Annotated in this window: 19 protein-coding genes and 1 tRNA gene; 12 read left to right on the forward strand and 8 right to left on the reverse strand. The window is 56.1% G+C overall.

Annotated features, from left to right (window positions below; genetic code table 11):
* The first annotated feature begins 8 nt into the window (after positions 1–8).
* The 6 genes from pyrE to QML71_RS08730 all read left to right on the forward strand — a co-directional run bounded on the left by pyrE (position 9) and on the right by QML71_RS08730 (position 6560).
* Positions 9–650, forward strand: coding sequence for an orotate phosphoribosyltransferase (gene pyrE, locus QML71_RS08705; protein WP_282011535.1), 642 nt, complete (start codon positions 9–11; stop codon positions 648–650).
* Positions 651–950: 300 nt separating this feature from the next.
* Positions 951–1631: a carbon monoxide dehydrogenase beta subunit family protein gene (locus QML71_RS08710; protein ID WP_282011536.1), complete on the forward strand. Its 681-nt coding sequence runs from the start codon at positions 951–953 to the stop codon at positions 1629–1631.
* Positions 1632–1950: 319 nt separating this feature from the next.
* The gene (gene dnaK / locus QML71_RS08715; RefSeq protein WP_282011537.1) at positions 1951–3873 is read left to right on the forward strand and encodes a molecular chaperone DnaK; all 1923 of its coding nucleotides are present in this window, start codon (positions 1951–1953) and stop codon (positions 3871–3873) included.
* A 156-nt stretch (positions 3874–4029) separates the two neighbouring features.
* Positions 4030–4644, forward strand: coding sequence for a nucleotide exchange factor GrpE (locus tag QML71_RS08720; protein ID WP_282011538.1), 615 nt, complete (start codon positions 4030–4032; stop codon positions 4642–4644).
* 8 nt (positions 4645–4652) lie between these two features.
* The gene (gene dnaJ / locus QML71_RS08725) at positions 4653–5735 is read left to right on the forward strand and encodes a molecular chaperone DnaJ (protein WP_282011539.1); all 1083 of its coding nucleotides are present in this window, start codon (positions 4653–4655) and stop codon (positions 5733–5735) included.
* Between the two features lie 222 nt (positions 5736–5957).
* Positions 5958–6560, forward strand: coding sequence for a response regulator transcription factor (locus QML71_RS08730; RefSeq protein WP_282011540.1), 603 nt, complete (start codon positions 5958–5960; stop codon positions 6558–6560).
* Positions 6561–6701: 141 nt separating this feature from the next.
* Here QML71_RS08730 and QML71_RS08735 read toward each other — a convergent pair whose 3' ends face one another.
* The gene (locus QML71_RS08735; RefSeq protein WP_282011541.1) at positions 6702–8171 is read right to left on the reverse strand and encodes a glutamate synthase subunit beta; all 1470 of its coding nucleotides are present in this window, start codon (positions 8169–8171) and stop codon (positions 6702–6704) included.
* Entirely contained in the window at positions 8172–12710 is a 4539-nt protein-coding gene (gene gltB / locus QML71_RS08740) for a glutamate synthase large subunit (protein ID WP_282011542.1), read from the reverse strand. It lies immediately after the preceding gene.
* Between the two features lie 522 nt (positions 12711–13232).
* On the opposite strand from gltB, the gene QML71_RS08745 reads away from it, so the two are divergent.
* The 6 genes from QML71_RS08745 to QML71_RS08770 all read left to right on the forward strand — a co-directional run bounded on the left by QML71_RS08745 (position 13233) and on the right by QML71_RS08770 (position 18457).
* Entirely contained in the window at positions 13233–13886 is a 654-nt protein-coding gene (locus QML71_RS08745; protein ID WP_282011543.1) for a CBS and ACT domain-containing protein, read from the forward strand.
* 379 nt (positions 13887–14265) lie between these two features.
* Positions 14266–15489 carry a carbohydrate porin gene (locus QML71_RS08750; RefSeq protein ID WP_282011544.1) on the forward strand — a complete coding sequence of 408 codons (1224 nt, stop codon included), beginning with the start codon at positions 14266–14268 and terminating at the stop codon, positions 15487–15489.
* A gap of 120 nt (positions 15490–15609) precedes the next feature.
* Positions 15610–17169 carry a 2-isopropylmalate synthase gene (locus QML71_RS08755; RefSeq protein WP_282011545.1) on the forward strand — a complete coding sequence of 520 codons (1560 nt, stop codon included), beginning with the start codon at positions 15610–15612 and terminating at the stop codon, positions 17167–17169.
* Between the two features lie 108 nt (positions 17170–17277).
* Positions 17278–18093, forward strand: coding sequence for a carboxy-S-adenosyl-L-methionine synthase CmoA (gene cmoA, locus QML71_RS08760; protein ID WP_282011546.1), 816 nt, complete (start codon positions 17278–17280; stop codon positions 18091–18093).
* Between the two features lie 48 nt (positions 18094–18141).
* Positions 18142–18327, forward strand: a complete 186-nt coding sequence (locus QML71_RS08765; protein WP_282011547.1) for an FmdB family zinc ribbon protein — start codon at positions 18142–18144, stop codon at positions 18325–18327.
* A 53-nt stretch (positions 18328–18380) separates the two neighbouring features.
* A tRNA-Pro gene (locus QML71_RS08770) sits at positions 18381–18457 on the forward strand.
* Between the two features lie 192 nt (positions 18458–18649).
* Here the strand turns inward: QML71_RS08770 and QML71_RS08775 are convergent.
* The 6 genes from QML71_RS08775 to QML71_RS08800 all read right to left on the reverse strand — a co-directional run bounded on the left by QML71_RS08775 (position 18650) and on the right by QML71_RS08800 (position 24289).
* Positions 18650–19042 carry a hypothetical protein gene (locus tag QML71_RS08775; RefSeq protein WP_282011548.1) on the reverse strand — a complete coding sequence of 131 codons (393 nt, stop codon included), beginning with the start codon at positions 19040–19042 and terminating at the stop codon, positions 18650–18652.
* A gap of 142 nt (positions 19043–19184) precedes the next feature.
* Positions 19185–20804: a sensor histidine kinase gene (locus QML71_RS08780; protein ID WP_282011549.1), complete on the reverse strand. Its 1620-nt coding sequence runs from the start codon at positions 20802–20804 to the stop codon at positions 19185–19187.
* A 48-nt stretch (positions 20805–20852) separates the two neighbouring features.
* On the reverse strand, positions 20853–22241 hold the full coding sequence (locus QML71_RS08785; RefSeq protein ID WP_282011550.1) for an OmpP1/FadL family transporter: 1389 nt from the start codon (positions 22239–22241) through the stop codon (positions 20853–20855).
* A 115-nt stretch (positions 22242–22356) separates the two neighbouring features.
* Positions 22357–23520, reverse strand: a complete 1164-nt coding sequence (locus QML71_RS08790) for a helix-turn-helix transcriptional regulator (protein ID WP_282011551.1) — start codon at positions 23518–23520, stop codon at positions 22357–22359.
* Between the two features lie 267 nt (positions 23521–23787).
* On the reverse strand, positions 23788–24021 hold the full coding sequence (locus QML71_RS08795) for an SRPBCC family protein (RefSeq protein ID WP_371832119.1): 234 nt from the start codon (positions 24019–24021) through the stop codon (positions 23788–23790).
* On the reverse strand, positions 23987–24289 hold the full coding sequence (locus tag QML71_RS08800; protein WP_282012597.1) for a hypothetical protein: 303 nt from the start codon (positions 24287–24289) through the stop codon (positions 23987–23989). The genes QML71_RS08795 and QML71_RS08800 overlap by 35 nt, the downstream gene beginning before the upstream one ends.
* Positions 24290–24340 lie beyond the last annotated feature (51 nt).

Consider the following 24340-nt stretch of genomic DNA (forward strand, 5'->3'; position numbering starts at 1 on the left):
TCATCGCCTTGGCACATTGGAAACGCATCGCACGGGTTGCCCTCGACATCGGCGCCATCCGCATCAATCCGGAAAAACCGTTCACCTGGGCTTCGGGCTACCGCATGCCCATTTACAATGACAACCGTCTGTTGCTGGACGAACCCCGGCACCGTTTTTTGATCGCCGAGTCGATGCAGGCCGTCATTGAGAGTAAACATATTGCCGTGGACTGCATTGCCGGCACCGCCACGGCAGGCATTCCGCACGCCACCACGCTGGCCAACCTGCTGGAAACCTCTCTCGTTTACGTGCGTCCTTCAAGCAAACAACACGGTTTGAAAAATCAGATCGAAGGCAGGCTGAAGGCCGGGCAGAAGGTCGTGGTCGTCGAAGATCTGGTTTCCACCGGCGGCAGTGTCCTCAAAGCCGTGGACGCGTTGCGTCAGGCAGGCGCTCACGTCACCCACTGCCTGTGCATCTTCAGTTACGGCTTCGAAGACGCCGAGGCGGCATTCCAAAAGGCCGGTTGTCATCTGCACACCCTTCTCACCTTCCAGGACCTGGTCGCTTTTGCCGAAGAATGCGGAGAGATCGATTCCAGCCAGAAGTCGCTTTTGGACGGCTGGTATCAAAACCCCTTTGAATGGGCCGCGCAACAGGGATTGTGACCCCGGCATGGCGCGTCTATCCCTTTAATTTCAAAGGGGTTTATATTCTCCCGCCAAAACACGGTGGGAGTTGGATTTTGAGATTGACATGGTATCTGTTTGATAATAGTATTGAAAGCTCATTGAATTTTGTCTTACCACCCCTCCTGCTCCCTTTTTTCACTCCCTGGGGCAGGAAATTAGATAAAAACCAATAAACCCTTGGTAAGCAACAAGACGGTTTCCCTATACGAAATAAGTAACTAAGCTATTCGGAGGATGTTAAGAATGTCAAAATTAGAGTTGGGCCCTGCAGGAATTTTGCCCCATTCCGCCGCTTCCCTGGGGATTTTCCAGCCGGAAAAAGGCACTGGACAGGAACTGCTTGAAGGCGAGTGGACGGATGAGGACAAGGTCTATGAGACCGCGGCCGTCAAATTGTTGTCCCGAAGAAACCCGACCCTGTTTCCGGGGCCCATGATCGTATGGGGTTGGAACGAGGAAGCCCGCCACAAGGCAGAGCTGTCCTTGCAGTTGGTTAAAGAAGTTCCCGGCATGAACATCATTCCCATGCCGGACTACCGCCCCATCTACCCGAAAATCGATCCGGAAGCGGTGATCAACCCCTGCCATCCCAACCTGACGGTTCTGCATAACAAGATTCAGGTTTGTGTCTTGATCGGGGTGCATTGCCATTTTGCAAACATCACCCTGAAAATGATCCGCGCCAACACCAACTGCTACACGCAGGCCTGGTGTGCATACGATGGTCACGAAGATGCGCTGCTCTCCATCCGCGATCTGGACTCGGCCAAGCTCATAAAAATGACCGAGACCATCAAGCGGGTTCGTCAGAGCATGACCCCGTGGGCGGAAACTCCGGAAGGCAAGGAAGAGTTGGAAGAAATCGCCGCCATGAAAGCCCAGAACAAGGCCGAAGAAAAAGAATCGGCTGTTCTGTTCAAAGGCGAGCTGCACGAAGGCATTCCGGATTCGGAATAGTCTCTGGCACTTCCTAATCTGTCCAGACCCAGTAGTGAAAGGGCCCCCACGCGGGGCCCTTTTTTTGTCTCACCCAAACCACCCCACCCCTCAGAGAGAAGCCCCACCGAAGCAGGGTTTTTACATTATTTTACAACCACTTAATCGACACCGCACGCTTTCCCATGGGCTGAAAATGCCTTAAAAATCATCCCGTGGCTTGACTGCCTGCCCTCCCCATCTTATTAAACACCTAGCACCGAAGGAGTGCTCAAAAACGCCTTAAACTTATTCAAATATAAGTGGAAAAATAAACGCCAATTGGAAAGGAACAGCACTCATGGGAAAAATCATAGGAATCGACTTGGGAACCACCAACTCGGTGGTTGCGGTAATGGAAGGTAATGACCCCAAGGTCATTGTGAACGAGGAAGGAAGCCAGACCACGCCTTCGGTGGTTGCTTTCACCAAGGATGGGGAAATCCTGGTCGGTCAGGTTGCCAAGCGGCAGGCCATCGCCAACCCGGAGAACACCATCTTCTCGGTCAAGCGCTTCATGGGTCGTTCCTATGGCGAGGTTTCCGAAGAAATGAAAATGGTGCCCTACAAAGTGGTCAAGGGTCCGAAGAACGATGTCCGCATCGAAGTGCAGGGCAAACAATACAGCCCTCCGGAAATCTCGGCGATGATCCTGCAGAAGCTGAAAAAATCGGCGGAAGCCTATTTGGGCGAAACCGTTACGGAAGCGGTCATCACCGTTCCGGCGTATTTCAACGACGCCCAGCGTCAGGCCACCAAGGACGCCGGCAAGATCGCCGGTCTCGACGTCAAACGCATCATCAACGAGCCGACGGCCTCCGCCCTGGCTTACGGTCTGGATAAAAACAAAGATCACATGATCGCGGTTTACGACTTCGGTGGCGGTACGTTCGATATCTCCATCCTCGAAGTCGGCGACAACGTCGTGGAAGTCAAAGCGACCAACGGCGACACCCATCTCGGCGGTGACAACCTCGACCAGCGCATCATCGACTGGCTGGTGGCTGAGTTCAAGAAGGATCAGGGCATCGATCTCGGCAACGACAACATGGCTCTGCAGCGTCTCAAGGAAGCTGCGGAAAAGGCCAAGATGGAATTGTCTTCGGTTTCTGAGACCGAGATCAACCTGCCCTTCATCACGGCAGACGCGACCGGCCCGAAACACCTGAACATCAAGCTGTCCCGCGCCAAATTCGAATCCATGGTGGACGACCTGCTGGAGCGCACCAAGAAGCCGTGCGTCAGCGCTCTCAAGGATGCGGGCCTCGACGCCAGCAAGATCGACGAAGCGGTTCTGGTGGGTGGCTCCACCCGCGTCCCGCGCGCTCAGCAGATCGTCAAGGACCTGTTCAAAAAAGAGCCGCATCGCGGCGTCAATCCGGACGAAGTGGTCGCTCTCGGTGCCGCCGTGCAGGCGGGCGTTCTGTCCGGCGATGTGAAAGACATCCTGCTGCTGGACGTCACCCCGTTGTCTCTCGGAATCGAAACCCTGGGCGGCGTGACCACCAAGCTGATCGAACGCAACACCACGATCCCGACCCGCAAGAGCGAAACCTTTTCCACCGCATCGGACAACCAGCCAAGCGTGGAGATCAACGTTCTGCAGGGCGAGCGTGAATTTGCAAAGGACAACCGGTCGCTCGGCAAATTCCATCTCGATGGCATTCCCTCTGCACCGCGCGGTGTGCCGCAGATCGAAGTCACCTTCGACATCGATGCCAACGGCATCCTGCACGTCTCCGCCAAGGACAAGGGCACCGGCAAGGAACAGAAGATCACCATCACCGACAACACCGGTCTCTCGGATCAGGATATCGACAACATGGTGAAGGATGCCGAGACCAACGCTTCCGCGGACAAGGAACGGAGAGAAAAAATTGATGCGCGCAATCAGCTCGATTCTCTGGTATATAACACCGAGAAAACGATTCGCGACAACAAGGAAAAACTTTCCGAAGACGATGTCAAGGAAGCCGAGGCGGCCATCGCCGAAGCCAAGACGGCCATCGAAAGCGACGATCTGGAGCAGATCAAGCAGCAGACGGAGGCTCTCACCCAGGCTTCGCACAAGCTGGCGCAGCAGATTTACTCCCAGCAGTCCAGTGAAGGCGATGCGGGAGACGGCTCCCAGCCCAGCGACGACGATCAATCCGGAGGCGATTCGGACAAGTCCGGAGACGATGTCGTGGACGCGGAGTACGAAGACATCAGCAACAAAAAATAAATGGACCCACACCCCTGCCCGCGCGCAAGCCGGGCGGGAGGCGGTCTGCCCGGTTGTCGAGGGTGGCCGCAGTGCGTCTTCCCTGTGCATCAATTTCCGGATCGGCGGGTGGCTCTCTTCGAGTGCCCGCCATCCGTTTTTTGATTTAGAAAGCCTATGACCGATTCAGAAAACAAACTCCCGAATTTCGACGATCCATCTGCCCCGAAAATCCACGTCACCGATCGGCGCCACTGGGCGCTGGAAGAAGAAGCGGTTCAGGAAGAGGAGGCCCGCAAGGAACGTCTGCCCAGCTATGTGGAGCAACTCAAGCTGGAGGCCGAAGAAAAAGATAAGAAGTTGAAGGAATACATCGCCGCCTACAAAAGCAAGAGCGCGGAGAACGATGAGTTCCGGCAACGACTGCAAAAGGAAAATGAAGGCCGCCTCACCCAATTGAAAGCCGGCCTGTTCAAGCAACTCATTCCCATTGTGGACAACCTCAAACGCGCTTCCAGCGCCGCCGACTCCACCGGAGATTTCGACAGCCTGAAACAAGGAATCACGATGATCCTCTCCCAGTTCGAACAGGAACTGGCGCAGCAGGGCATCGAAGCCATCGGCGCAGTGGGCCGCAAGCTGGACCCCAATACCGACGAGGTGTGCATGACGGTGGATACCGAAGATCCCGGACAGGACGGCATGGTGGTCGAAGAACTGGAACCCGGTTACCGGTTTCAGGACAAGCTGCTGAAACCCGTTAAAGTGAAAGTGGCCAAACTCAAAAACTGAAGGGACCCATGGTTAAACGCGATTATTACGAAGTCCTCAACGTTGCGCGTAACGCATCCGAAGGCGAACTCAAAAAAGCCTATCGCCAGATGGCGCTCAAGTACCATCCCGACAAAAACCCCGGCGACAAGGAAGCCGAGGACAAATTCAAGGAAGCTTCGGAAGCCTATGAAGTGCTCCGCGATGCGGAAAAACGCCAGGTCTACGACCAGTTCGGCCACGAAGGGTTGAAGGGCCAGGGCGCCGGGTTCAGCGGTTTCGACGACATCTTCTCCAACTTCGGCGACATCTTCGGCGAATTTTTCGGCGGCGGGGGCGGACGCCAGCGCACCGGCAACGACCTGCGCGCCGACACCACCATCACGTTCGAGGAAGCCGCCTTCGGCATCGAGAAAAAAATCGACGTGCGCAAACACGTCATCTGCGAAACCTGCCGCGGTTCCCGCTGCAAACCCGGCACCACTCCCGAAACCTGTTCCACCTGCAAAGGCACCGGACAGGTGATCCGGTCGCAGGGATTCTTCAGCCTGTCCACGCCCTGCCCGCAGTGCCACGGCCAGGGCCAGATCGTGCGCGACCCCTGCACAGACTGCCGCGGTGAAGGCGTGGTGGTCGATAGCAAATCGATTTCCGTCAACATCCCCGCCGGGGTGGATGACGGCTCCCGCCTGCGGCTGCGCGGAGAAGGCGAGGCGGGACCCGGCTTGCCGCCGGGCGACCTTTATGTCTTCGTGCGCGTCAAGCCCCACGAATTTTTTCACCGCGATGAATACCACATCCTCTGCCGACTGAATCTGTCCGTCTCGCAGGCGGCTCTGGGAGCGGACATCGAAGTGCCGACGCTGGATGGTGAAACCAAAGTCATCAACATTCCAGCGGGAACCCAGTCCGGGGAACGCTATCGCATTCCGGGTGGCGGCATTCCACACTTGCGGGGCCATGGCCGGGGCGACCAGATCATCCAGTTCTTTGTCGAAGTCCCCAAAAAGCTCAACAAACGGCAGAAGGAGCTGTACCAGGAATTGGCTGAAATCGATGGCCAGCCGGTGAAAGAAAAAATCAAAGGATTCTTCGAGAAGCTCGGCCTGTAGGCATTCCACTCCTTCGGCTTTCGGAAAAACTCCCTTTCCGTTGTCGGCAGACCCCTTTAAAATCAATTGATTTTACGGAATTCCACCCATTTTTTATGGGCCTCTACCGATTTTGCTTGTGGTCCCGTCCATCTATGTTTATTTTTATATTAACGGGATGGCAGGGCCGTTCCGGCGTTCTTTTAATCGCTTTTTTTATTACTCTCGATAGAGGGGCCACTCATGGACCACTCAATCCTTCTCATCGACGACGAAGAAATTCTTCGCAAAACCTTGAGTGACGACTTGGAAGAAGAAGGATTCCACGTCACCACCGCCAACAACGGCGAGCAGGGCATCGAGGAATTCAAATCCCAAAATCCGGACCTGGTGATCGTGGATCTGATCATGGAGGGGATGAACGGGATTCAGGTTTCTCAGGAAATCAAAAAACTCCACCCGGGCGCACCGGTCATGATCCTGACCGGACACGGCACTCTGGAGTCGGCCATCGATGCTTTGCAGTTGAAGGTGCAGGATTACATCCTGAAGCCGGTCAAACGCGAAGAGTTGCTCTCCAAAATAAACGGCTGCCTGGAGAACACCCCACCCCGGCGCTCGTTAAAAAACCGAAAACCCGCATACAGCCAAAACCTGCAACTGGAAAAAGTCGGCCTCACCAAGCGGCAACGCGAAGTGGCGCAACTGGCCAGCCAGGGGTACAACGACGAAGAGATCGCGCACATCCTGAAAATCAGCGTGTTCACCGTCAAATTCCACCTGAAAAAAGCGTTCAAGAAATTGAACATTCATAAACGGGTGGAACTGATTCTTTCGTCGAACTGAACGGGATCGATTTTTAATGGCAGGAATGCGGCGCATCGCCACGTTTCCCTTTTAAAGGAAACGAGGGCGGTGCGAACGCGACGGTGAGGTCCGCCTAAAGCAGTTTACCGAGAGATTCTTTGCCGGGTTTTAGCGGAAGGCTTACAGGTACTGGCTGCGCGGCAGGAAGGTGTGGCCCATGAGGTGCTGATCGACACCGCGTGCGGCTTCGCGTCCTTCGGCGATGGCCCACACCACCAAAGACTGGCCACGCGCCATATCACCGGCCACGAACACACCGGGGACACGGGTCATCTTGTCTTTATCGCAGGCCACATTGCCCCGCGCATCCAACTCCAGACCCAGCTCCTTGACCAGCCCCTCGTGCACCGGGTGCACAAACCCCATCGCCAGCAACACCAACTCCACATCCAGCGTGAACTCCGAGCCCGGAATTTCTTCCATGGCGCGACGGCCCGTTGCCGGGTCGGGATCGCCGAAGCGGGCCTTGACGGCATGCACTTTTTTGACCTTGCCGTTTTCACCGCTGAACTTTTTGGTCAGGATGCTGTAGGAAGTGATCTTGCCGCCCGCTTCCTCGTGCGAGGAGCTGATGCGCAGGGTCATCGGCCACTGCGGCCACGGGTTGTTGGACATCCGTTCCAAAGGCGGCTCGCTCAGCAGTTCGAACTGATGCACCTGCTTCGCACCTTGCCGTAACGACGTGCCCAGGCAGTCGGACCCGGTATCGCCGCCACCGATGATCAACACATTTTTACCTTTGGCGGTGATGGCAATATCTTCGGGAATGGTGTCGCCTTCGTTGCGCTTGTTCTGTTGCGGCAGGAAGTCCATGGCGAAATGAACGCCATCCAGGTCGCGCCCTTCCACCGGCAAGTCACGCGGCTTTTCCGATCCGCAACAGAGGATCACGGAATCAAAATCCTCGACCAGTTTTTTGGTGGGAATGTCCTTGCCGATGTGCGAATTCGGTTTGAAGATCACGCCTTCCTTTTCCATCAGGTCCAGCCGCCGCGTCAGCACGGTTTTTTCCATTTTGAAATGCGGGATGCCGTACATGAGGAGGCCGCCGATGCGGTCGGCTTTTTCAAATACGGTGACTTCGTGTCCGGCGTGATTCAGTTGATCGGCCGCAGCCAGGCCCGCGGGCCCCGAACCGACAACGGCCACCTTTTTGCCGGTGCGCCGCTGCGGCGGGTTGGGCGCGATATAGCCATCCTCGAATCCTTTTTCGGCAATGATCTCTTCAATGTTGCGGATGGTGACCGCCGGTTCGTTGATGGCCAGCACGCATGCGCCTTCGCACGGAGCCGGGCAGATGCGGCCGGTGAATTCGGGAAAGTTGTTGGTCTTCGTCAGCAAGGCCACCGCGTCTTCCCAGCGGTCGCGGTACACCATGTCGTTCCAGTCCGGGATGGCATTGCCCAGCGGGCAGCCGGTGTTGCTCTGGCAGAACGGCACTCCGCAATCCATGCAACGCGCACCCTGCTCGCGGTATTTCTCAAGCGGAAACGGTTCGTAAACCTCTTTCTGATCCTTGAGACGGTCACTGACCGGACGCGACTTCGGCGTTTCGCGTTTGATTTCCATGAAGCCTTTGAGCGCACCCATCTATGCCACCTCTTCCAACGTTGCTTGCTTGCGTTTACGTTCTTCCAGTACCCGGCGGAAATCGCTCGGATACACTTTGATAAATTTTGGAAGCATGGCTTCCCAGTTGTCGAGAATGCGTTGAGCCACCGGACTGCCGGTGTACTCCCGGTGTTCCCGGATCAGATTTTGAACCAGTTCCAGATCGTCTTCTTCATCGAGCGCCACCAGGTCCACCAGTTCCTTGTTGCAGTGAATGGGGAACGATCCGTCTTCGTCCAGCACAAACGCGAGGCCGCCGCTCATGCCCGCGGCGAAGTTGCGCCCGGTCCTGCCCAGCACCACCACGTGGCCACCCGTCATGTACTCGCAGCCGTGATCGCCGACGCCCTCAATCACCGCATCGGCACCACTGTTGCGCACCGCAAAGCGTTCACCGCCGATACCCCGGAAAAAAGCCTTGCCGGAGATGGCGCCATACAGCACCACGTTGCCGACGAGGATGTTTTCCTCGGCGACGATCGGCGATTCCTCCGCCGGAGCCACGATGATCGTCCCACCGGACAATCCTTTCCCCACATAATCGTTGGCGTCGCCCTTCAGGTTGAATGTGACGCCCGGCGCCAGGAACGCGCCGAAACTCTGCCCGGCGGAACCTTTGAAATCGATGTGGATCGTTTCCGCAGGCAGACCCTCTTCGCTGTAGCGTTTCGAAATTTCATAGCTGAGCATGGCCCCGGTGGCGCGATCGACGTTGCCGATATCGTGTTGCAAACGCACCGGCTTTTTGTCTTCGATGGCGTTGCGGCATTCGGCAATCAGTTTCCGGTCCAGACAACCGTCGCCGATGTCGTTGCTGAGGTCCTGCCGGGTGACGTTGCGCGTGGCCACACCCGAGTCCTCTCCCGCCCGGAACAGAATGCGTGAAAAATCGAGTTCGCGAACTTTCCAGTGATCGACCGACGTGTCCACTTCCAGAAGATCGGTGCGCCCGATGAGGTCGTCGAGCTTGCGGACTCCCAAATACGCCATCCATTCCCGCACTTCCTGCGCGACAAAGCGGAAGTAATTGACCACGTAGTCTGCCTCACCGACAAACTTCTTGCGCAACTCCGGGTCCTGCGTCGCCACGCCCACCGAACAGGTGTTCAGATGACACTTGCGCATCATGATGCAACCCAAGGTCACCAAGGGCGCGGTGGAAAAGCCGAACTCGTCCGCCCCCAGAAGTGCGCCGATGATCACATCTCGGCCGGTCTTCAATTGCCCGTCCACCTGCACACGGATGCGTCCACGCAAATCGTTGAGCACCAGCACCTGCTGCGTTTCCGCCAGTCCCAGCTCCCAGGGCAGCCCGGCATGCTTGATGGAGGTCTGCGGGGAAGCGCCGGTGCCGCCGTCGTGCCCGGCAATCAACACGCCTTCGGCACGCGCCTTGGAAACACCCGCAGCGACGGTGCCGACCCCTGCCTCGGCAACCAGCTTGACGCTGACGTCGGCGTTGGGGTTGGAATTGTGCAGGTCGAAGATCAACTGCTGCAAGTCCTCGATCGAATAAATGTCATGGTGTGGCGGCGGCGAGATCAGGCCCACGCCCGGCGTCGAATGCCGGATCTTGGCGATGTATTCGCTCACCTTGTGACCGGGCAACTGTCCGCCTTCGCCGGGTTTTGCGCCCTGCGCGACTTTGATCTGCAACTCGTCGGCGTTGGCCAGGTAATTGCTGTTCACGCCGAAACGACCGGACGCCACCTGTTTGATCTTACTGCGGCGCGAATCGCCATTGGCATCCGGTGTGTAACGCACCAGGTCCTCGCCGCCTTCACCGGTGTTGCTCTTGCCGCCCAGACGGTTCATGGCGATCGCGAGGGTTTCGTGCGCCTCCCGCGAAATCGAACCGATCGACATCGCACCGGTGCAGAAACGGCGCGTGATTTCCTCCATGGATTCGACTTCCTCGATGGGAATGGCCTGGGCCGGCTTGAACTTGAACAGGCCACGGATGGTGCATTCGCGCGTGTTCTGTTCATCGTTGATTTTCGAAAATTTCTTGTACGTTTCGTAGTTGTTGGACCGGGTCGATTCCTGCAGCAGGGCCACCATGCTGGGGTTGATCATGTGCTTTTCTTCGCCGCGCCGCCAGTGGTAATAGCCACCCAGGTCCAGCGCCGGGCGAATGATCTTGGAACGCTCGTACGCGTTACGATGGCGCACCAGCACTTCGCGGCCGAGGTCTTTCAGCCTGATGCCGGCAACCCGCGACGGCGTGCCGGTGAAATACTGGTGCACGATGTCTTCATGCAAGCCCACCGCTTCGAAAATCTGCGCGCCGCGATAACTCTGGATGGTTGAGATCCCCATCTTGGCGATGATCTTGTACAAGCCCTTCTTGCAGGACAGGATGAAGTTGTCGATCGCCTTATCGAGAGCGACGTCCTGGACGTAAACCTGCTCCTGCACGATCTGCTTTGCGGTTTCGTACGCCAGGTAGGGATAAATGGCGCCCGCGCCGTAACCGATCAACAGCGCAAAATGATGCATCTCCCGCGCTTCAGCGGTTTCCACGACAATGCCCACCCGCGTCCGCGTTTTTTCGCGGAGCAAATGATGATGCACCGCTCCCGTCGCCAACAGGCTCGGAATGGCAGCATGGTTTTCATCCACGCCGCGGTCACTCAGGATCAAAATGGTGGCACCGTTTTGCAGCGCCTCCGAAGCCTCGGCGCACAACTTCTCCACGGCTTTTTCAATGGCTTCCTCGCCTTCCGCAACCGGGAACAGCAACGACAGCGTAACCGTTTTCAAATCTTCCTGATCCAGGCTCTGGATTTTGTAAAACTCCTCCGGCTTCAAAATCGGATGCCGCAATCGCAACTTACGGCAATGCGCCGGCGATGCCGCCAGCAGATTGTATTCGCGGCCGAGGGTCACTTCCATCGACATGACCAGCTCCTCGCGGATCGAGTCGATCGCCGGGTTGGTGACCTGCGCGAACAGTTGCTTGAAATAGTTGAACAGCAATTGCGGCCGCTCGGAACGCACCGCCAGCGGCGTGTCGTTGCCCATGGAGCCGATGGCCTCCATGCCGGTGTCCACCATCGGTGCCAGCACGATTTTCATATCCTCCGCGGTGTAGCCGAACACGGTCTGCTGCACCAGCAGGTCGTCCACCGTCTTCTCCGTAAACCCGTTGGATACCGGCAGGTTTTCGATATTGACCTGATTTTCCTTCACCCACCGGGCATACGGTTGTTCCTGCGCCAGCGGCCGTTTGATCTCTTCATCGGAACAGATGCGCCCGGCTTTGAGATCGACAAAAAACATGCGTCCCGGTTGCAGGCGGCCTTTCGACTTGATATTCGCCTGGTCCACCGGCAAGGCGCCCACTTCCGAGGCCATGATGACGCGGTCGTCGGTGGTGACGATATAACGCGACGGACGCAGTCCGTTGCGGTCCAGCACCGCGCCCACCACTTCCCCGTCGGTGAAGGTGATCGACGCCGGTCCATCCCACGGTTCCATCAGCGACGCGTGGTATTCGAAGAAGCCGCGCTTCTCGTCGTCCATGGTTTCGTGTCCGCTCCACGGTTCCGGAATCATCATCATCACCGCATGCGGCAGCGAACGCCCGGTCATCACCAACAACTCCAGCGCCTGGTCGAAATCGGCGGTATCGCTGCCACCGGGCGGAATAACAGGAATCAGTTTTTCGGGATCGTCGAACAGATCGCTGTCGAACATGGCTTCGCGGGCGGACATCCAGTTCTTGTTGCCCTGCACGGTATTGATTTCGCCGTTGTGCGCCACCATGCGCATGGGCTGGGCGCGCCCCCACGACGGGAAGGTGTTGGTGCTATAGCGGGAATGCACCAAGGACAGGGCCGAGGTCATACGCGGATCGCTGACGTCGAGGTAATACCGCCCCACCTGCGGGGCCATCAGCTGTCCCTTGTAAACAATGGTCTTGCTGGAAAGACTGCAAATGTAATACGACTCGTACAGCTGGGCCAAACCGGAAGCGCGGATGGCGCGACCCGCCTGCTTGCGCAGGATATACAATTTGCGCTCGAAGGCCTCCTGGTCGTTGATGCCGTTGTCGCCGATAAAAATCTGGCGAATGTCCGGCTCCACTTCGGCGGCAACGCGGCCGATCTGGGTGTTGTCCACCGGCACCTTGCGCCAGCCCAGCATTTCGAGGCCCTCTTCCTTCGCCACCTGTTCGAAAATCTGCATCAGGCTCTCGGCCCGATCGTCCCGGGTCAGAAACACCAGGCCCGTTCCGTAACGGCCTTCGGCAGGCAGTGAGATGCCCAACTTGCTGCACTCTTCTTTATAAAAAGAGTGCGGAATCTGAATCAGAATGCCGGCGCCATCGCCGGTCAACGGATCGGCTCCCACCGCGCCCCGGTGCTCCAGACGGTTCAGCAATTCCAGCGACTGCTGGATCAGCTCGTGAGACTTCTCCCCCTTCAGGCTGGCTACAAACCCCACCCCACAATTTTCTTTCTCAAATCTCGGGTCGTACAACCCCTGCTTTTTCGGAATTCGCTGTATAGTCATAAATAACGTTCAATGGGTTTGTTTTTGGCCTGCAGGCTGGCGAGTCAACCGTTGCCGTAAAACCAAAGCAAGGCCCGTGCCACTTTACTCAGCACCTGTTTTTTCAATGGTTTTCAGAAACAGGGATTCCACAAGCTACATTTTAAGCACAATAAGGTGTACTTTAGTTACATTTGTGTAAAGGTTGTTATGGGGGCACCAACCCGGTTCGTTTGTGGAACCTCATATTAAAGTACAACTTATTCCTAAAAATCAACTGAAAAGTGCGCCCTCCGGGTCTCCTCCACCGCATCCGGTTTGCCGGCTGACAGGCCCCGGAAACAGGAGTGCGGCTCTGCATTTAACGTGTATTTTGCAGGCCGCTTCTGGTAAAAAAGTAGAGGAGGGAGGGGTTTTCGTGCGTTCGCCGCATTCTTGTTTATTTTACCCCGTATCGGAATTTCAATCCAAATTGTTCGGGCAGGCTGCCATCGCAGCAGGCGGAATTTGCAGGTCCCTGAAACGCAACTCTGGAGGACGGTTATGATTGTAGGCGAAGTGATGTCCAAAAAGCTCCATACCGTTACCAAATCCGACTCCCTGAAGAAAGCCCAGGATTTGATGGTGACCCACGCCATCCGCCATTTGCCGGTGATTGAGGACCGGGAACTGCTGGGGATCATCACCGAAAGTGATATCCGGGGAGCCTTCATCGACCAGGGCCGCACCTCCGGCAAAGCCAAATCCGGGAACATCGAGATTCGGAACCCCTCGAAGATGAAGGTCAATGATTACATGACCCGCAACCCCCTGGTGGTGGTGCCGGAGACACACATTGAGGACGCCGCGCTCATGATCTATAAAAACAAGATCGGCGCCCTGCCCGTCATCAAGCGCAACAAGCTGGTGGGCATCATCACCATCATGGATATGCTCGGCCTGTTTGTCGATCTCATGGGCATCATCCATTCCAGTTCGCGCATCGACGTGGTGATGGGCAAACACCCTAAAAACTTTGAAAAAGTTTCCAGCATCATCAACAAAGAGGGGTTGAACATCATCAGCGTCGGCATGGCGCCTTATTTGAAAGACACGTTGAAGCAGATCTATTTTTTCCGCCTCGACCTGTGCGAGACCAAAAAAGTCGTCGAGAAAATCGAAAAAGCAGGATTTCAGGTGATCAGTTCCATGGACTGAGATCGAAGGGGGCTGGCGTTCATCAGAAGACGGCCCCCTTGGCCTTTCACTCCCCATTGGATTTTCGACAAGCGCGACCTCCCTCCGGAACCATTCAGGAACAGAATAGCGACTTGCAATATCCCAAAACAAGGGGGACTTCCACCCAATCAAGGTAGAATAAAAGTCTGTAGCCAATGCCGGGTTTCCCCATCAACCCAGGCGCAGGCAGCGGCTCGCAATGTTTCGGAAATCACGCTTCCGGTAGTTTTTTATCAACATTCAGGGCGACTTTGTGCACATCCATCATCTTTGGCTTGACCGCATCCGTGGGTTCCGAATCGGTATGGTGTGGGCGCTGCTCCTTGCTGCCGCCACCTTGTTCTCATCCGGCGCTGTTATGGCTCAGGATCTCGACGGTCTCGATCGCCACGGCAACATCACTTTAAAAAAGGAAACGCTGACGGGAAACTGGGACCAGCTGCGTGGCGAGCTTCTCAGCCGCGGTGTGTACTTCCGGGCCGGATACATGGGGGAAATGTTCCACCTGGACCCGCGCCGTCAGGGCAGTCAAACCCGTTACTTCGGGTATGCGGACTTCGAGCTTCACATCAACCCGCAAAAATTGTTCGGCGGACCCGACGGCCATTTTTTCTTTTATGTCACCCTGTTGCATGGCAATCGGTTCCAGCCGTTCATCGGTTCCGTTCATGACCTGAGCAACATTGAGGGCCGTTCCAACCTGTTTTTGATGCAGGCCTGGTACGACCAGCATTTTCTGGATCGGAGGCTGGCCGTCCTGTTCGGCCTCTATGACATCGCCAATGAGTTCGACTACCGCGAGTCGGCGCAGTTATTCCTGAACGGCGCCTTCGGCACCGGCGTCGATCTGACCGAATCGGGGGACGCCGGGGTGCCGACCTATCCCTTAACCACGCTGGGACTGCGCATCCGGGTCAACCCCACACCCAACTGGTATTATCTGGGTGCGGTGCTGGACGGCGTGCCTGGAGATCCCAGAGACCCGGGAGGCACGCAGGTCATCCTCGATGCCGACGACGACGGGGTGCTGTTCATGAATGAAATCGGGTATCAGTCGGAAGAACGCCGCCTCGGTCTCAATAAAGCAGGCATCGGCAGTTGGTGGTACACCAAGCGTTTTCCGGACCTCGTCGAACAGGACGGCTCCGGCAATCCCCGGACCCGCACCGGCACGCAGGGCATTTACCTGTTCGCCGAAGGCACCCTCTACATGGAATACAAACGTTCCAAACAGGGCCTGAAAGGCTTTGTACGCGCCGGGTTTTCCGACCAGGATGTCAACGCTCTCTCCACCTACTTCGACACCGGACTGGAGTACACCGGCCTCCTCCCCGGCCGCGACAAGGACAAGGCGGGCATCGCCGTCTCCTACCTGTTCTTTGGCGACAAGTACAAACAACAGCAGCGGGCGCAGGGGATCGTCATCGACAATCCCGAAGTGCTGATCGAGGCCACCTACCGGATCCGGGTGATGCCCGGCGTGTTCCTGCAACCGGACGTGCAGTACGTGTTCAACCCGGTGGCACGCCGGGGGGCAACGGATACCCTCTCCGTCGGGTTCCGCTTCGGCCTCAACTTCTAAAAATTCCCCCCGCGGCGCAAAAACCCCCGCGAAAACTGCGGGCTCCCTCTCCCATCTTCCCGGATTTACGTTACAATGGGGGGTAATTTATTCAACAACCCTTAAACTTCAAGGAAAGCCATGCAACCGGAACGTATCATCATATTCGACACGACATTAAGAGACGGGGAACAATGTCCCGGCGCCAGTATGAACCATAAGGAAAAACTGGAAATCGCCCGGCAGCTGTCTCTACTGAAAGTCGATGTGATCGAAGCCGGTTTTCCCGTCGCCTCGCCGGGGGATTTCGAATCGGTCAAGCAGATCGCCGGCGAAATCCGCGGTTCGTCGGTGGCGGGGCTCGCCCGTGCCTTGAACAAGGACGTGGAAGCCTGCGCCCGCGCGCTCGAAAAAGCGGAGTCGCCGCGCATCCATATTTTTCTGTCCACGTCGAAACTGCACCGCGATCACAAACTCAACATGGACAAGAGCCAGATCATCCAGATGGCCACCGACGCCATCCAGTTCGGCCGCAAGTTCTGCGACGACATCGAGTTTTCGCCGGAAGACGCGTCGCGAACGGAACCGGATTTCCTCGCCGAAGTGGTGGAGGCGGTGATCGCCGCCGGGGCGAAGACGGTGAACATTCCCGATACGGTGGGTTACTCGGTGCCGGAACAGTTCGGCGGCCTGATCCGTTCGCTCAAGGAGAACGTGCCCAACATCGACGACGCCGTCATCAGCGTGCATTGCCACAACGACCTCGGCATGGCCGTGGCCAACTCCCTCGCTGCGGTCAAAGCCGGAGCCCGGCAGGTGGAGTGCACCGTCAACGGCATCGGCGAACGTGCGGGCAACGCGGCGATGGAAGAAATCGTCATGGCGCTCAAAACGCGCAAGGATTTCTTCGAATACGACACACGCATCGACACGAAGCACATCATGGCGTGCAGCCGCCTGGTCAGCAGCCTCACCGGGTTCTTCGTGCAGCGCAACAAGGCCATCGTCGGCAAGAACGCCTTCGCCCACGAATCCGGCGTGCATCAGGACGGGTACCTGAAAAAGAAAGACACCTACGAGATCATGGACCCGCGTGACATCGGCCTCGACAGTGCGGAGTTGGTTCTAGGCAAACACTCCGGACGCAACGCGCTCAATAAAAAAATCGAGAGCATGGGCTTCAACCTGACGGTGGAGGAAATGGACCGGGTGTTCGCCGAGTTCAAAATCCTCGCCGACGAGAAGAAGGATGTGTTCGACGAGGACATCCTCGCCCTCATCCAGAAACAGGTCACCAACGACGACAGCCTGAACATTTACGCGCTCGAGAAAATCCGGTGCGGATTCGAGACGGGCGTCATGCCGGAAGCGACGGTCACCTTGAAAAGCCGCGACGGACAGGTGCACACCGCCACGGCACAGGGCGACGGGCCGATCGACGCCATCTACAACGCGATGGACAAGATCACCGGACTCAGCTGCAAACTGCTCGACTACCAGGTGATGTCGAAGACCAAGGGCAAGGACGCGCAGGGCGAGGTGACGGTGCGCGTGCTCAGCGAAAACCGCGAAGTGCTGGGCAAAGGCACCGCCGTCAACACCGTCGAGGCCAGCGGCGTCGCCTACGTCAACGCCATCAACAAACTGCTGCTGAAATCCAAGAGCGGCCCCGTGGACGGCAACGAAATCCAGGGTCCGTGACGCAGCCGTTGGTGTCCGTTAAGACCAATGCATGACCGAATCCCCACGCCGGGTGGCGCGCCGCCGGGTGTGGGGATTCGTCTTTAACCCTTTTCCATACCGCGCCCGATGACCCCCAGAAAACGCGACGACCTGTTCGCCCGCGACGACGCTCCCGAAAAATTTGAGTTCAACGAGTCCGTCGCCCGCGTGTTCGACAACATGCTCGAACGCAGCGTTCCCTTTTATAAAGAATGCCAGCAGATGGTCGTGGCGCTGGTCGAGGCCACCGCCCAACCCGGCACGCGGGTGTACGACCTCGGCTGCTCCACCGGCACGCTGATCCGGGAAATGGCGCGGGCGGTGCCGCCGGAATCGGACATCCGTTTCATCGGCCTCGACAACTCCGACGCCATGCTCAAAAAAGCCCGGCGCAAGCTGAAGGAATTCGGCGACCGCTGCGAGGTGGTGTCCGGCGACCTCAACGGCCCGCTGGAGCTCGAGAACGCCAGCGTCGTGATCCTGAATTACACCCTGCAATTCCTGCCCCCGGCCCGGCGGCAGGGCCTCCTGAAACGCATCCGCCAGAGCCTGCTGCCCGGCGGGGCGCTGATCCTCATCGAGAAAGTGAAGGCCGAGGCGGCGGCGCTGGCCCCGGTCTTCGTCGAGCGTTATTACGCGTACAAGCGGGAGAGGGGCTATTCGCGGATGGAGATTTCGCGCAAGCGGGAGGCCTTGGAGGAAGTTCTGGTGCCCCTCCCGCCCGGAGAAAATGTTACAATGCTGGAAACAGCCGGGTTTGGGACGGTGGACGTGTTTTTCAAATGGTTCAACTTTTGCGGATTCGTCGCCCTGCGCGGCGAGGCAGGGTCCGGATCGCAGCCGGCGCCCGGCCCGCAACCGGCGTCCGGTAAAAAACGCGCGAAGACCCGCAAGTCCCGTTGAAAACGGCCAAAAACTGGTGTACTCTTAGCGACTTTGAGGAATGGAGCCATGCCGCAGTACGACCATACCTGCAAAAAATGCAAACACAACTTTGTCGTGGAGATGCGCATTTCCGAAGTGGGCAACAAGGAAGTGAAATGCCCCAAATGCGACAAGGCAAAAGACGTCGAACGGAACGTGACCAACACCTCGTACTGGTCCGAGAGCGTCGATCGCTACCGCTGGGACAAGTGACCGGCGGGCAGACACATTGAGGTTTTACATTTGAAGACGATACCGAAAACAGTCGGGATGTAGCGCAGCCTGGTAGCGCACCTCGTTCGGGACGAGGGGGCCGGAGGTTCAAATCCTCTCATCCCGACCAGTTTTATTGAAAGGGTTGGCTTTTCGAAGCCAACCCTTTTTGTTTTTGGGCTAGCACTGTGGCCAGTAGCTGATGGTGATGAGATCGCCCGACGCATTGCGCGTGAACGTGGTGACGTCGCCGTCGCCATCCGCGACCAACGACAGGCAACGGCTCAGGGGAATGCCATCACTTCACACACCAATTTACAACTTAAGGAAGCTCAAAGTATTGCCGATGTCTCTCGATCTTTACCAAATTATCCTCCTCAAAATAAAAGGCTAAATAATCGATGTGTTTTTCATCAAAATAGAATTTCCATTTATCATATCCTTTTAGCCCATTGTATTCTTCATCAGAAAATTCAATCTTGTCCTTTGAATATATTTCTCTGTCTTTATAAAAACGATACCGTTTCACTTTACTACCATATTTTTGGGAGAGCTTATTAAAGACATCTTCCTTACCTTCTCCAATTGTAAATCCATATCCTGACCCCGTAGTTACATACTCTTCAAGATAAGTCACATATAGATATCCAACATATAAAATGGGAATGAGAAACAAAACTGCTAAAATTATAAGCAAAACCTTTTTTATATTCATTCTTCATCCCCTAAAAATTTAATCCGCCTCCCTTGAGCAGATCCCGGAGCCCATCCATCCCTAGTGGCTTCAATAAGAATTATGGGATTCTATTCCACCTTGCAAACTGCCCAAAGAGGCAACCGTCTCATTTCAAGTTTAATTATTTTACGGGAAGGAGAAAGTAAAAAGTGGAGCCTTGGCCGGGTTGGCTGACGACGCCCACCTCGCCGCCGTGCAGGGTGATGATCTTCTTCACGATGGCAAGGCCGAGGCCGGTCGCTTTTTCCTGCCCGGTCGGCTTGCTGCTCAGGGTCTGGAACTCTCCGAACAACAGCTTCTGCTCTTCCTCGGAAAGGCCGACTCCCTGGTCTTTCACCGAAAACTGAATTTTGTCTCCCTGCAACTCGGTGGAAACCAGCACGATGGAGCTTGGGGGTGAAAACTTGATGGCATTGCTCAAAAAATTATTGATCGCCTGGATCAGAGCATCCTTGTCGAACCGAAACGGCGACAACTTCGCCAGCTCCTGCTGAATGCGGATGTCTTTTTTATTGGCCACGATCTGGTTCAGGGCCACCTGTTCCTCGATGATGGGGTTGATGTCCTGGATTACCCGGTTGATCTCAATTTTCCCCTGCTCGATCTTGGAGATGTCCAGCAGATTCTCCAGAAGATGAATCATGTGACCGCTGGCATTATAAATTTTATCGAAGAACCTGCGGTGCTTGTCGCTCACACCTTGTGTGCATTCGTCCCGCAACGCTTCGCTGAACGTGCGGATGACGTAAACCGGGTTGCGCAGGTCGTGCGCGGCAATGCCCAGAAACTTATTTTTAAGATCGTTCATTTTCGTCAACGTTTCATTTTGTTCCTGAATGATGGCCTCCGCCCGGCGGTGCTCGATGGCGTCGGCGATCAAGCCTCCCATCGACTTCAGAATCTCCGGGCTCCGTTCGTACCACGATGGATTGGAACTGGTGTACAGGAACAAAACGCCCACCATCTTGTCCCGGCTTTTGAGGGGAATGATGTAATGACCGTGCGCCGTCATTCCGTCGTAACGCCTTTCGTGACGGGGATCGGAAAAGCAGTTGTTGCTGACCAGCATCTCCCCGCTCATCGCCACCCGGCCGCACAGGCATTCACCGAAAGGCACCTCCGCATCCAGACGATGAAATTCTTCCGGAAAATCTCCGACGGTGGTGAACAGGCGCAGGACCTGTTTTTCATGATCGGCAATGAACACTCCTGCCTTGTACTCGATCCTCAGCTCGCTCAATCTTATGATCTCCTCCACGGCGCAGCTCAGCATTTGTGGAAGCGGATCCTGGCTTTGCAGAATCTTGGACACATTATGCAGGGCGGTGTATTCCATGTTGCGGCGCAGGGTTTCCTCGTGCGCCTGAAGCTGGTCGGTGGTGCCGTGCAGAATGGAGACGAAGTGGGATATGCGATCGGAAGGGTCGGAGATGGGAAAAATGGTGACATCCGCGGGAAACACGGTTCCGTCCCGTTTCTTGTTCACCATCTGTCCGCTCCAAATGTTCCCGGAGAGAAGCACTTCCCACATGCTGTTGTAAAAACTTTCAGGATGGTGCCCGCTCTTTAAAATCCAGATGCTTTTCCCAACAACGTCATCGGCGCGAAACCCGGTGAGCAACTCGAAGGCGGGATTGACGTGGCTGATGATGCCGTCCGGGTCGGTAATGTAAACCGCTTCGGGAAACGAATCGGAAATCCGCGACAACTTCTGCCTTTTAAAAAGGTCCAGTTCTTTCATGGATTCACTTTCCCTTAATGAAGGGAGCGCCCGCTACCGGGTTCGTCCTCAGAACAACAACCGGAAACTCATCACGCCGACATGAAAGGTCGTATCCCATCGGCCGATCACGGTCGGCCGGCGGTTGCGGCTGATGGTCCGCGAGTCGTACGCCACCACCTGGTACGCCAGATCCACCCCCACTCCTTCCAACGCAAACTCTTTTTCGTTGCCGCCGCCGCACTGGAACCAGCCGAAAAAACTTCCCCGCTTGTCACACATCCATCCAAAGCCGACAGAGTAGGCATTGTATTCGGAGTCCGGCACCGCGGGCGAGAAGGTGAATTCCGGCACCGGGGACTCGGAACGGACGTAGCCCGCCCGCACCGAGGCCGTCCAGCCCGGCTGGTCCAGCCAGTAGCGCAGCTTGTATTCGGTTCCCACCATCCAGATCCATGCGCCTTTCCAGTTCAACGGAAACGGAAGCGTGGCGCCATTGGACAGAGTCACATCGAGGTCCTCAAGCGAGCTCCAGTCCGCATACTCCACATCGACTTCCAGTTTCCATTCACGCCGCCGGTCGCGGAGAGGCCAGTACGCCACCGCTCCGGTAAAAATCTGCGGCAACTCCAGCTGGGCGGAGGCGTCCGCAGTTTTGTTTCCCGCAACCAGAAACGCTCCTTCCAGATCCAGCGTCACCTGACTGCGGTACACAAACGCCAGGTTGAGTATCGGCTGTCGATCTTCGTCCCACACCGCCGTGTAAAGGATGCCCACATTGAATCCCACGCCCGAATCCTTGCCGTTCAACTCCAGAGGCGTGCCTGCCGGAATGCCCAACGGGCCGAACTCCGGTCCGGCATTCAGTTTTTGCTCCAGATGACCTTCGCCGATGAAATCGAAAAACGTATAAATATCCAGTCCCGCGCCGATGGAAACCCGGTCGTGCAAGGCATAGGCCAACGTGGGCTTGAAATCGACCAACGAAAGCTGGTTGCGCGTGGATGCGGTATTGAACGGTCCCTGATCCGGGTACTGGTTGATCAAACCGAAAGGCGAGGTGATGCCCAGGCCGACCGCCACCCCTTCCCCCGATTTGAAGCCGAGGCTTTTCAAGTCCGATGTCAGATAAAAATTAGCCGGTGGGGGATAGGCAACGGTTCCGTCCAGAGTGCCTTTCGTTTTACTGCCGTTGGGGCGGGTGAAGGTGGTTCCGCCTCCAACCAGAATCACACCTCCGGAAACCTGGATACCGGAAAGGCGCGCGATGCCCGCGGGGTTGAAATGAATCGCCGATGGATCGTCCGCCTGGGCGGAGAAAGCTGTCCCCTGGCCAGTGGCGGCGGCTCCCTGATCCAGAATCCTGAATGCTTCGGCCTGAACAACGGGTGCGTGAACAAGATGAAACAATACGAACGAAGCGATTGTGTGACCGAGCATGCAAATGAATCGTTTCATCTGCATATAACCTCTTATTCAAAATGCGGTAACCTTCATGCATCGGACAATTCAAGACTTCTCATTCAACCTGAATCAACTTGCAAAAATATTTGTTTGCGCGATCTCGGTTGAATCATTCATTCGGCAAGCTCATTCTTGAATAAAACTGTTCCCGGGTTTGAACGCCCAGTTTTTCATAAACCTTTTTTACATTTTCATGAACCCGCTCCGGGCTGATGAACAAACGCGCGGCAATGGCCACCGGCTCCATGCCATCCAACAGCAGGCAGGAAATTTCCATCTGCACCTTGTCGAGTCCCACCTCCTGCATGGCCAGGTTGCGCAGGGAATAGGGATCTTCCACCGGCTTCATCTGCAACAGCCAGCAAGGGTCCTGCCCCCAGTTTTTTCTTTCCAGCATGCACAGGTTCAGACGAAAGACCCCTTCCGGAAGTTGGTAGAAAACGAGTTCCACGGGAGAACTCTGGATTTCGTAAGGCGGTTCGAACCGGGAAATTTCCTTGCTCAGAATACGCATCAACTCCGGCGGAATCATTTGTCCCGTGCTCACTCCCACCACTTCGCTGAACACCCGGTTGCAGAACAGGACCCGCATGTTGGAATGAAACAGCGCAATCCCCGTCGGCACATCCACCAGCGCATCCACCAATGAGCGATAGCGTTTCAACTCGTCATTCAGGATGATGGTCTTGATGGTTTGCAACAGGTGGGGACGCAACAGTTCCAGCACCCGGATGTCGCGCAAGGTGAAGTTCTTATCGTACCGATCCACCTCTTCGATCGGCGCGTGGCGGTGAATGCCCAGCCCATGCGTGATTTCAGGCTGATCGAACGTTGCGAGGAAATTGGCGATCGGGTTCAGGTACAGCCACGAATCGCGCACATACTCCGGATTTTCCGCGAAGAACAGGTCCTTTTCTTTGACAAACACTTCGCGGGGAATGTCCACATCCACCGCCACGACAGGGCGGGCCACCCGTTCCAGCATGGTGGGGATGGATTTGATGTAAGGAATGGAATCGGAAAGCTGATTGAAGTCTTCCTGCGGAACGCCCACGCAATCCACCAGGCCCACCTGCCCCAGCGACTTGCTGGTGAAATCCATGTTGATCCAGCCGTACAACGCGGAGTCCGCTTCGAACAAAGGGAGCACGTGACTGCTGAACACACCGCGGAGCGCTTCCCGTGTGTCGCACCCATGAAACTGGGTGATGGTATCGAGAATGGAAAGGTAATCTTTTTCCGGGATGGAAACAGGACAAAAATTTTGTACCATGACCAGCCCCTCCCCAAGCGGCGACCTGGCGCCGGCGCTTTCAAGCCCACTGGTAAAATTTTCAGTTTCCCGTTCTTATACCCTTTTAATATTCACCCCCCGGGCTTAACCCGCAATAGGTAATCCAAACTGCCTCCTGTTTTCTTTTCTGAATAGTGCTATCACAGCGCCTGAAAGGCTATATTTTTCCACGGTATTCCGAAATTGAAGCAAAATTGAAGTGGTATGGCAAAATATATGCGAGCAGGAATTAAACGGGATTCTTTTTCATTCCGAGGTGGGTTCGCCTTTTCCGATTTCGACGTAGGCCTTGAGGCTGGAGCGGATAAAAAATCCCCACACGTCGCTGCACACATCGTGGCATTCCAGTTGGCCCAATCCGACATGCGTGAACCGCAGTCGCGTTTCCTCCCCCTCCCCCGGCTCGATCTCGAAAATGACTTCGGTGCCGACCCAGTCGCTGGGATCATTGGATACGCCCGGCGGATGCTTTGCCTCCACGCATTTCCAATGCACCTGTTGGTACGGCGCCAATTGTTCCACCTGCTTGCGCGTAAAAAATTTGGTACGGCGCCAATTGTTCCACCTGCATGCGCGTAAAAAATCCGGTTTTGGGAAACCGCATTTCCGCGACCGATCCCTGCTTGCCGTCGAACTCCGTGAACAACGTCCACCATCCCTGAATACCTTCTTGCGTCGCCACCGCGCGGTACAGTGTGGCAGCGTCGCTCCGCATCGCAAATTCTATCCGAAAATCCGATTCTTCCATACTCCAACTCCCCGGTTGCACCATCCATAATTTTATGATTTTTCGCGTGTA

This window comes from Nitrospina watsonii, assembly GCF_946900835.1.
In the GTDB taxonomy this organism is placed as follows: domain Bacteria; phylum Nitrospinota; class Nitrospinia; order Nitrospinales; family Nitrospinaceae; genus Nitrospina; species Nitrospina watsonii.

Coding starts and splice junctions, on each gene's coding strand:
- dnaK (WP_282011537.1), top strand. CDS start 1,951: ATGGGAAAAATCATAGGAATCGACTTGGGAACCACCAACTCGGTGGTT.
- QML71_RS08790 (WP_282011551.1), bottom strand. CDS start 23,520: ATGGTACAAAATTTTTGTCCTGTTTCCATCCCGGAAAAAGATTACCTT.
- QML71_RS08785 (WP_282011550.1), bottom strand. CDS start 22,241: ATGAAACGATTCATTTGCATGCTCGGTCACACAATCGCTTCGTTCGTA.
- QML71_RS08765 (WP_282011547.1), top strand. CDS start 18,142: ATGCCGCAGTACGACCATACCTGCAAAAAATGCAAACACAACTTTGTC.
- QML71_RS08745 (WP_282011543.1), top strand. CDS start 13,233: ATGATTGTAGGCGAAGTGATGTCCAAAAAGCTCCATACCGTTACCAAA.
- QML71_RS08735 (WP_282011541.1), bottom strand. CDS start 8,171: ATGGGTGCGCTCAAAGGCTTCATGGAAATCAAACGCGAAACGCCGAAG.
- cmoA (WP_282011546.1), top strand. CDS start 17,278: ATGACCCCCAGAAAACGCGACGACCTGTTCGCCCGCGACGACGCTCCC.
- QML71_RS08730 (WP_282011540.1), top strand. CDS start 5,958: ATGGACCACTCAATCCTTCTCATCGACGACGAAGAAATTCTTCGCAAA.
- dnaJ (WP_282011539.1), top strand. CDS start 4,653: ATGGTTAAACGCGATTATTACGAAGTCCTCAACGTTGCGCGTAACGCA.
- QML71_RS08775 (WP_282011548.1), bottom strand. CDS start 19,042: ATGAATATAAAAAAGGTTTTGCTTATAATTTTAGCAGTTTTGTTTCTC.
- QML71_RS08780 (WP_282011549.1), bottom strand. CDS start 20,804: ATGAAAGAACTGGACCTTTTTAAAAGGCAGAAGTTGTCGCGGATTTCC.
- QML71_RS08755 (WP_282011545.1), top strand. CDS start 15,610: ATGCAACCGGAACGTATCATCATATTCGACACGACATTAAGAGACGGG.
- QML71_RS08800 (WP_282012597.1), bottom strand. CDS start 24,289: ATGGAAGAATCGGATTTTCGGATAGAATTTGCGATGCGGAGCGACGCT.
- QML71_RS08720 (WP_282011538.1), top strand. CDS start 4,030: ATGACCGATTCAGAAAACAAACTCCCGAATTTCGACGATCCATCTGCC.
- QML71_RS08750 (WP_282011544.1), top strand. CDS start 14,266: ATGGCTCAGGATCTCGACGGTCTCGATCGCCACGGCAACATCACTTTA.
- gltB (WP_282011542.1), bottom strand. CDS start 12,710: ATGACTATACAGCGAATTCCGAAAAAGCAGGGGTTGTACGACCCGAGA.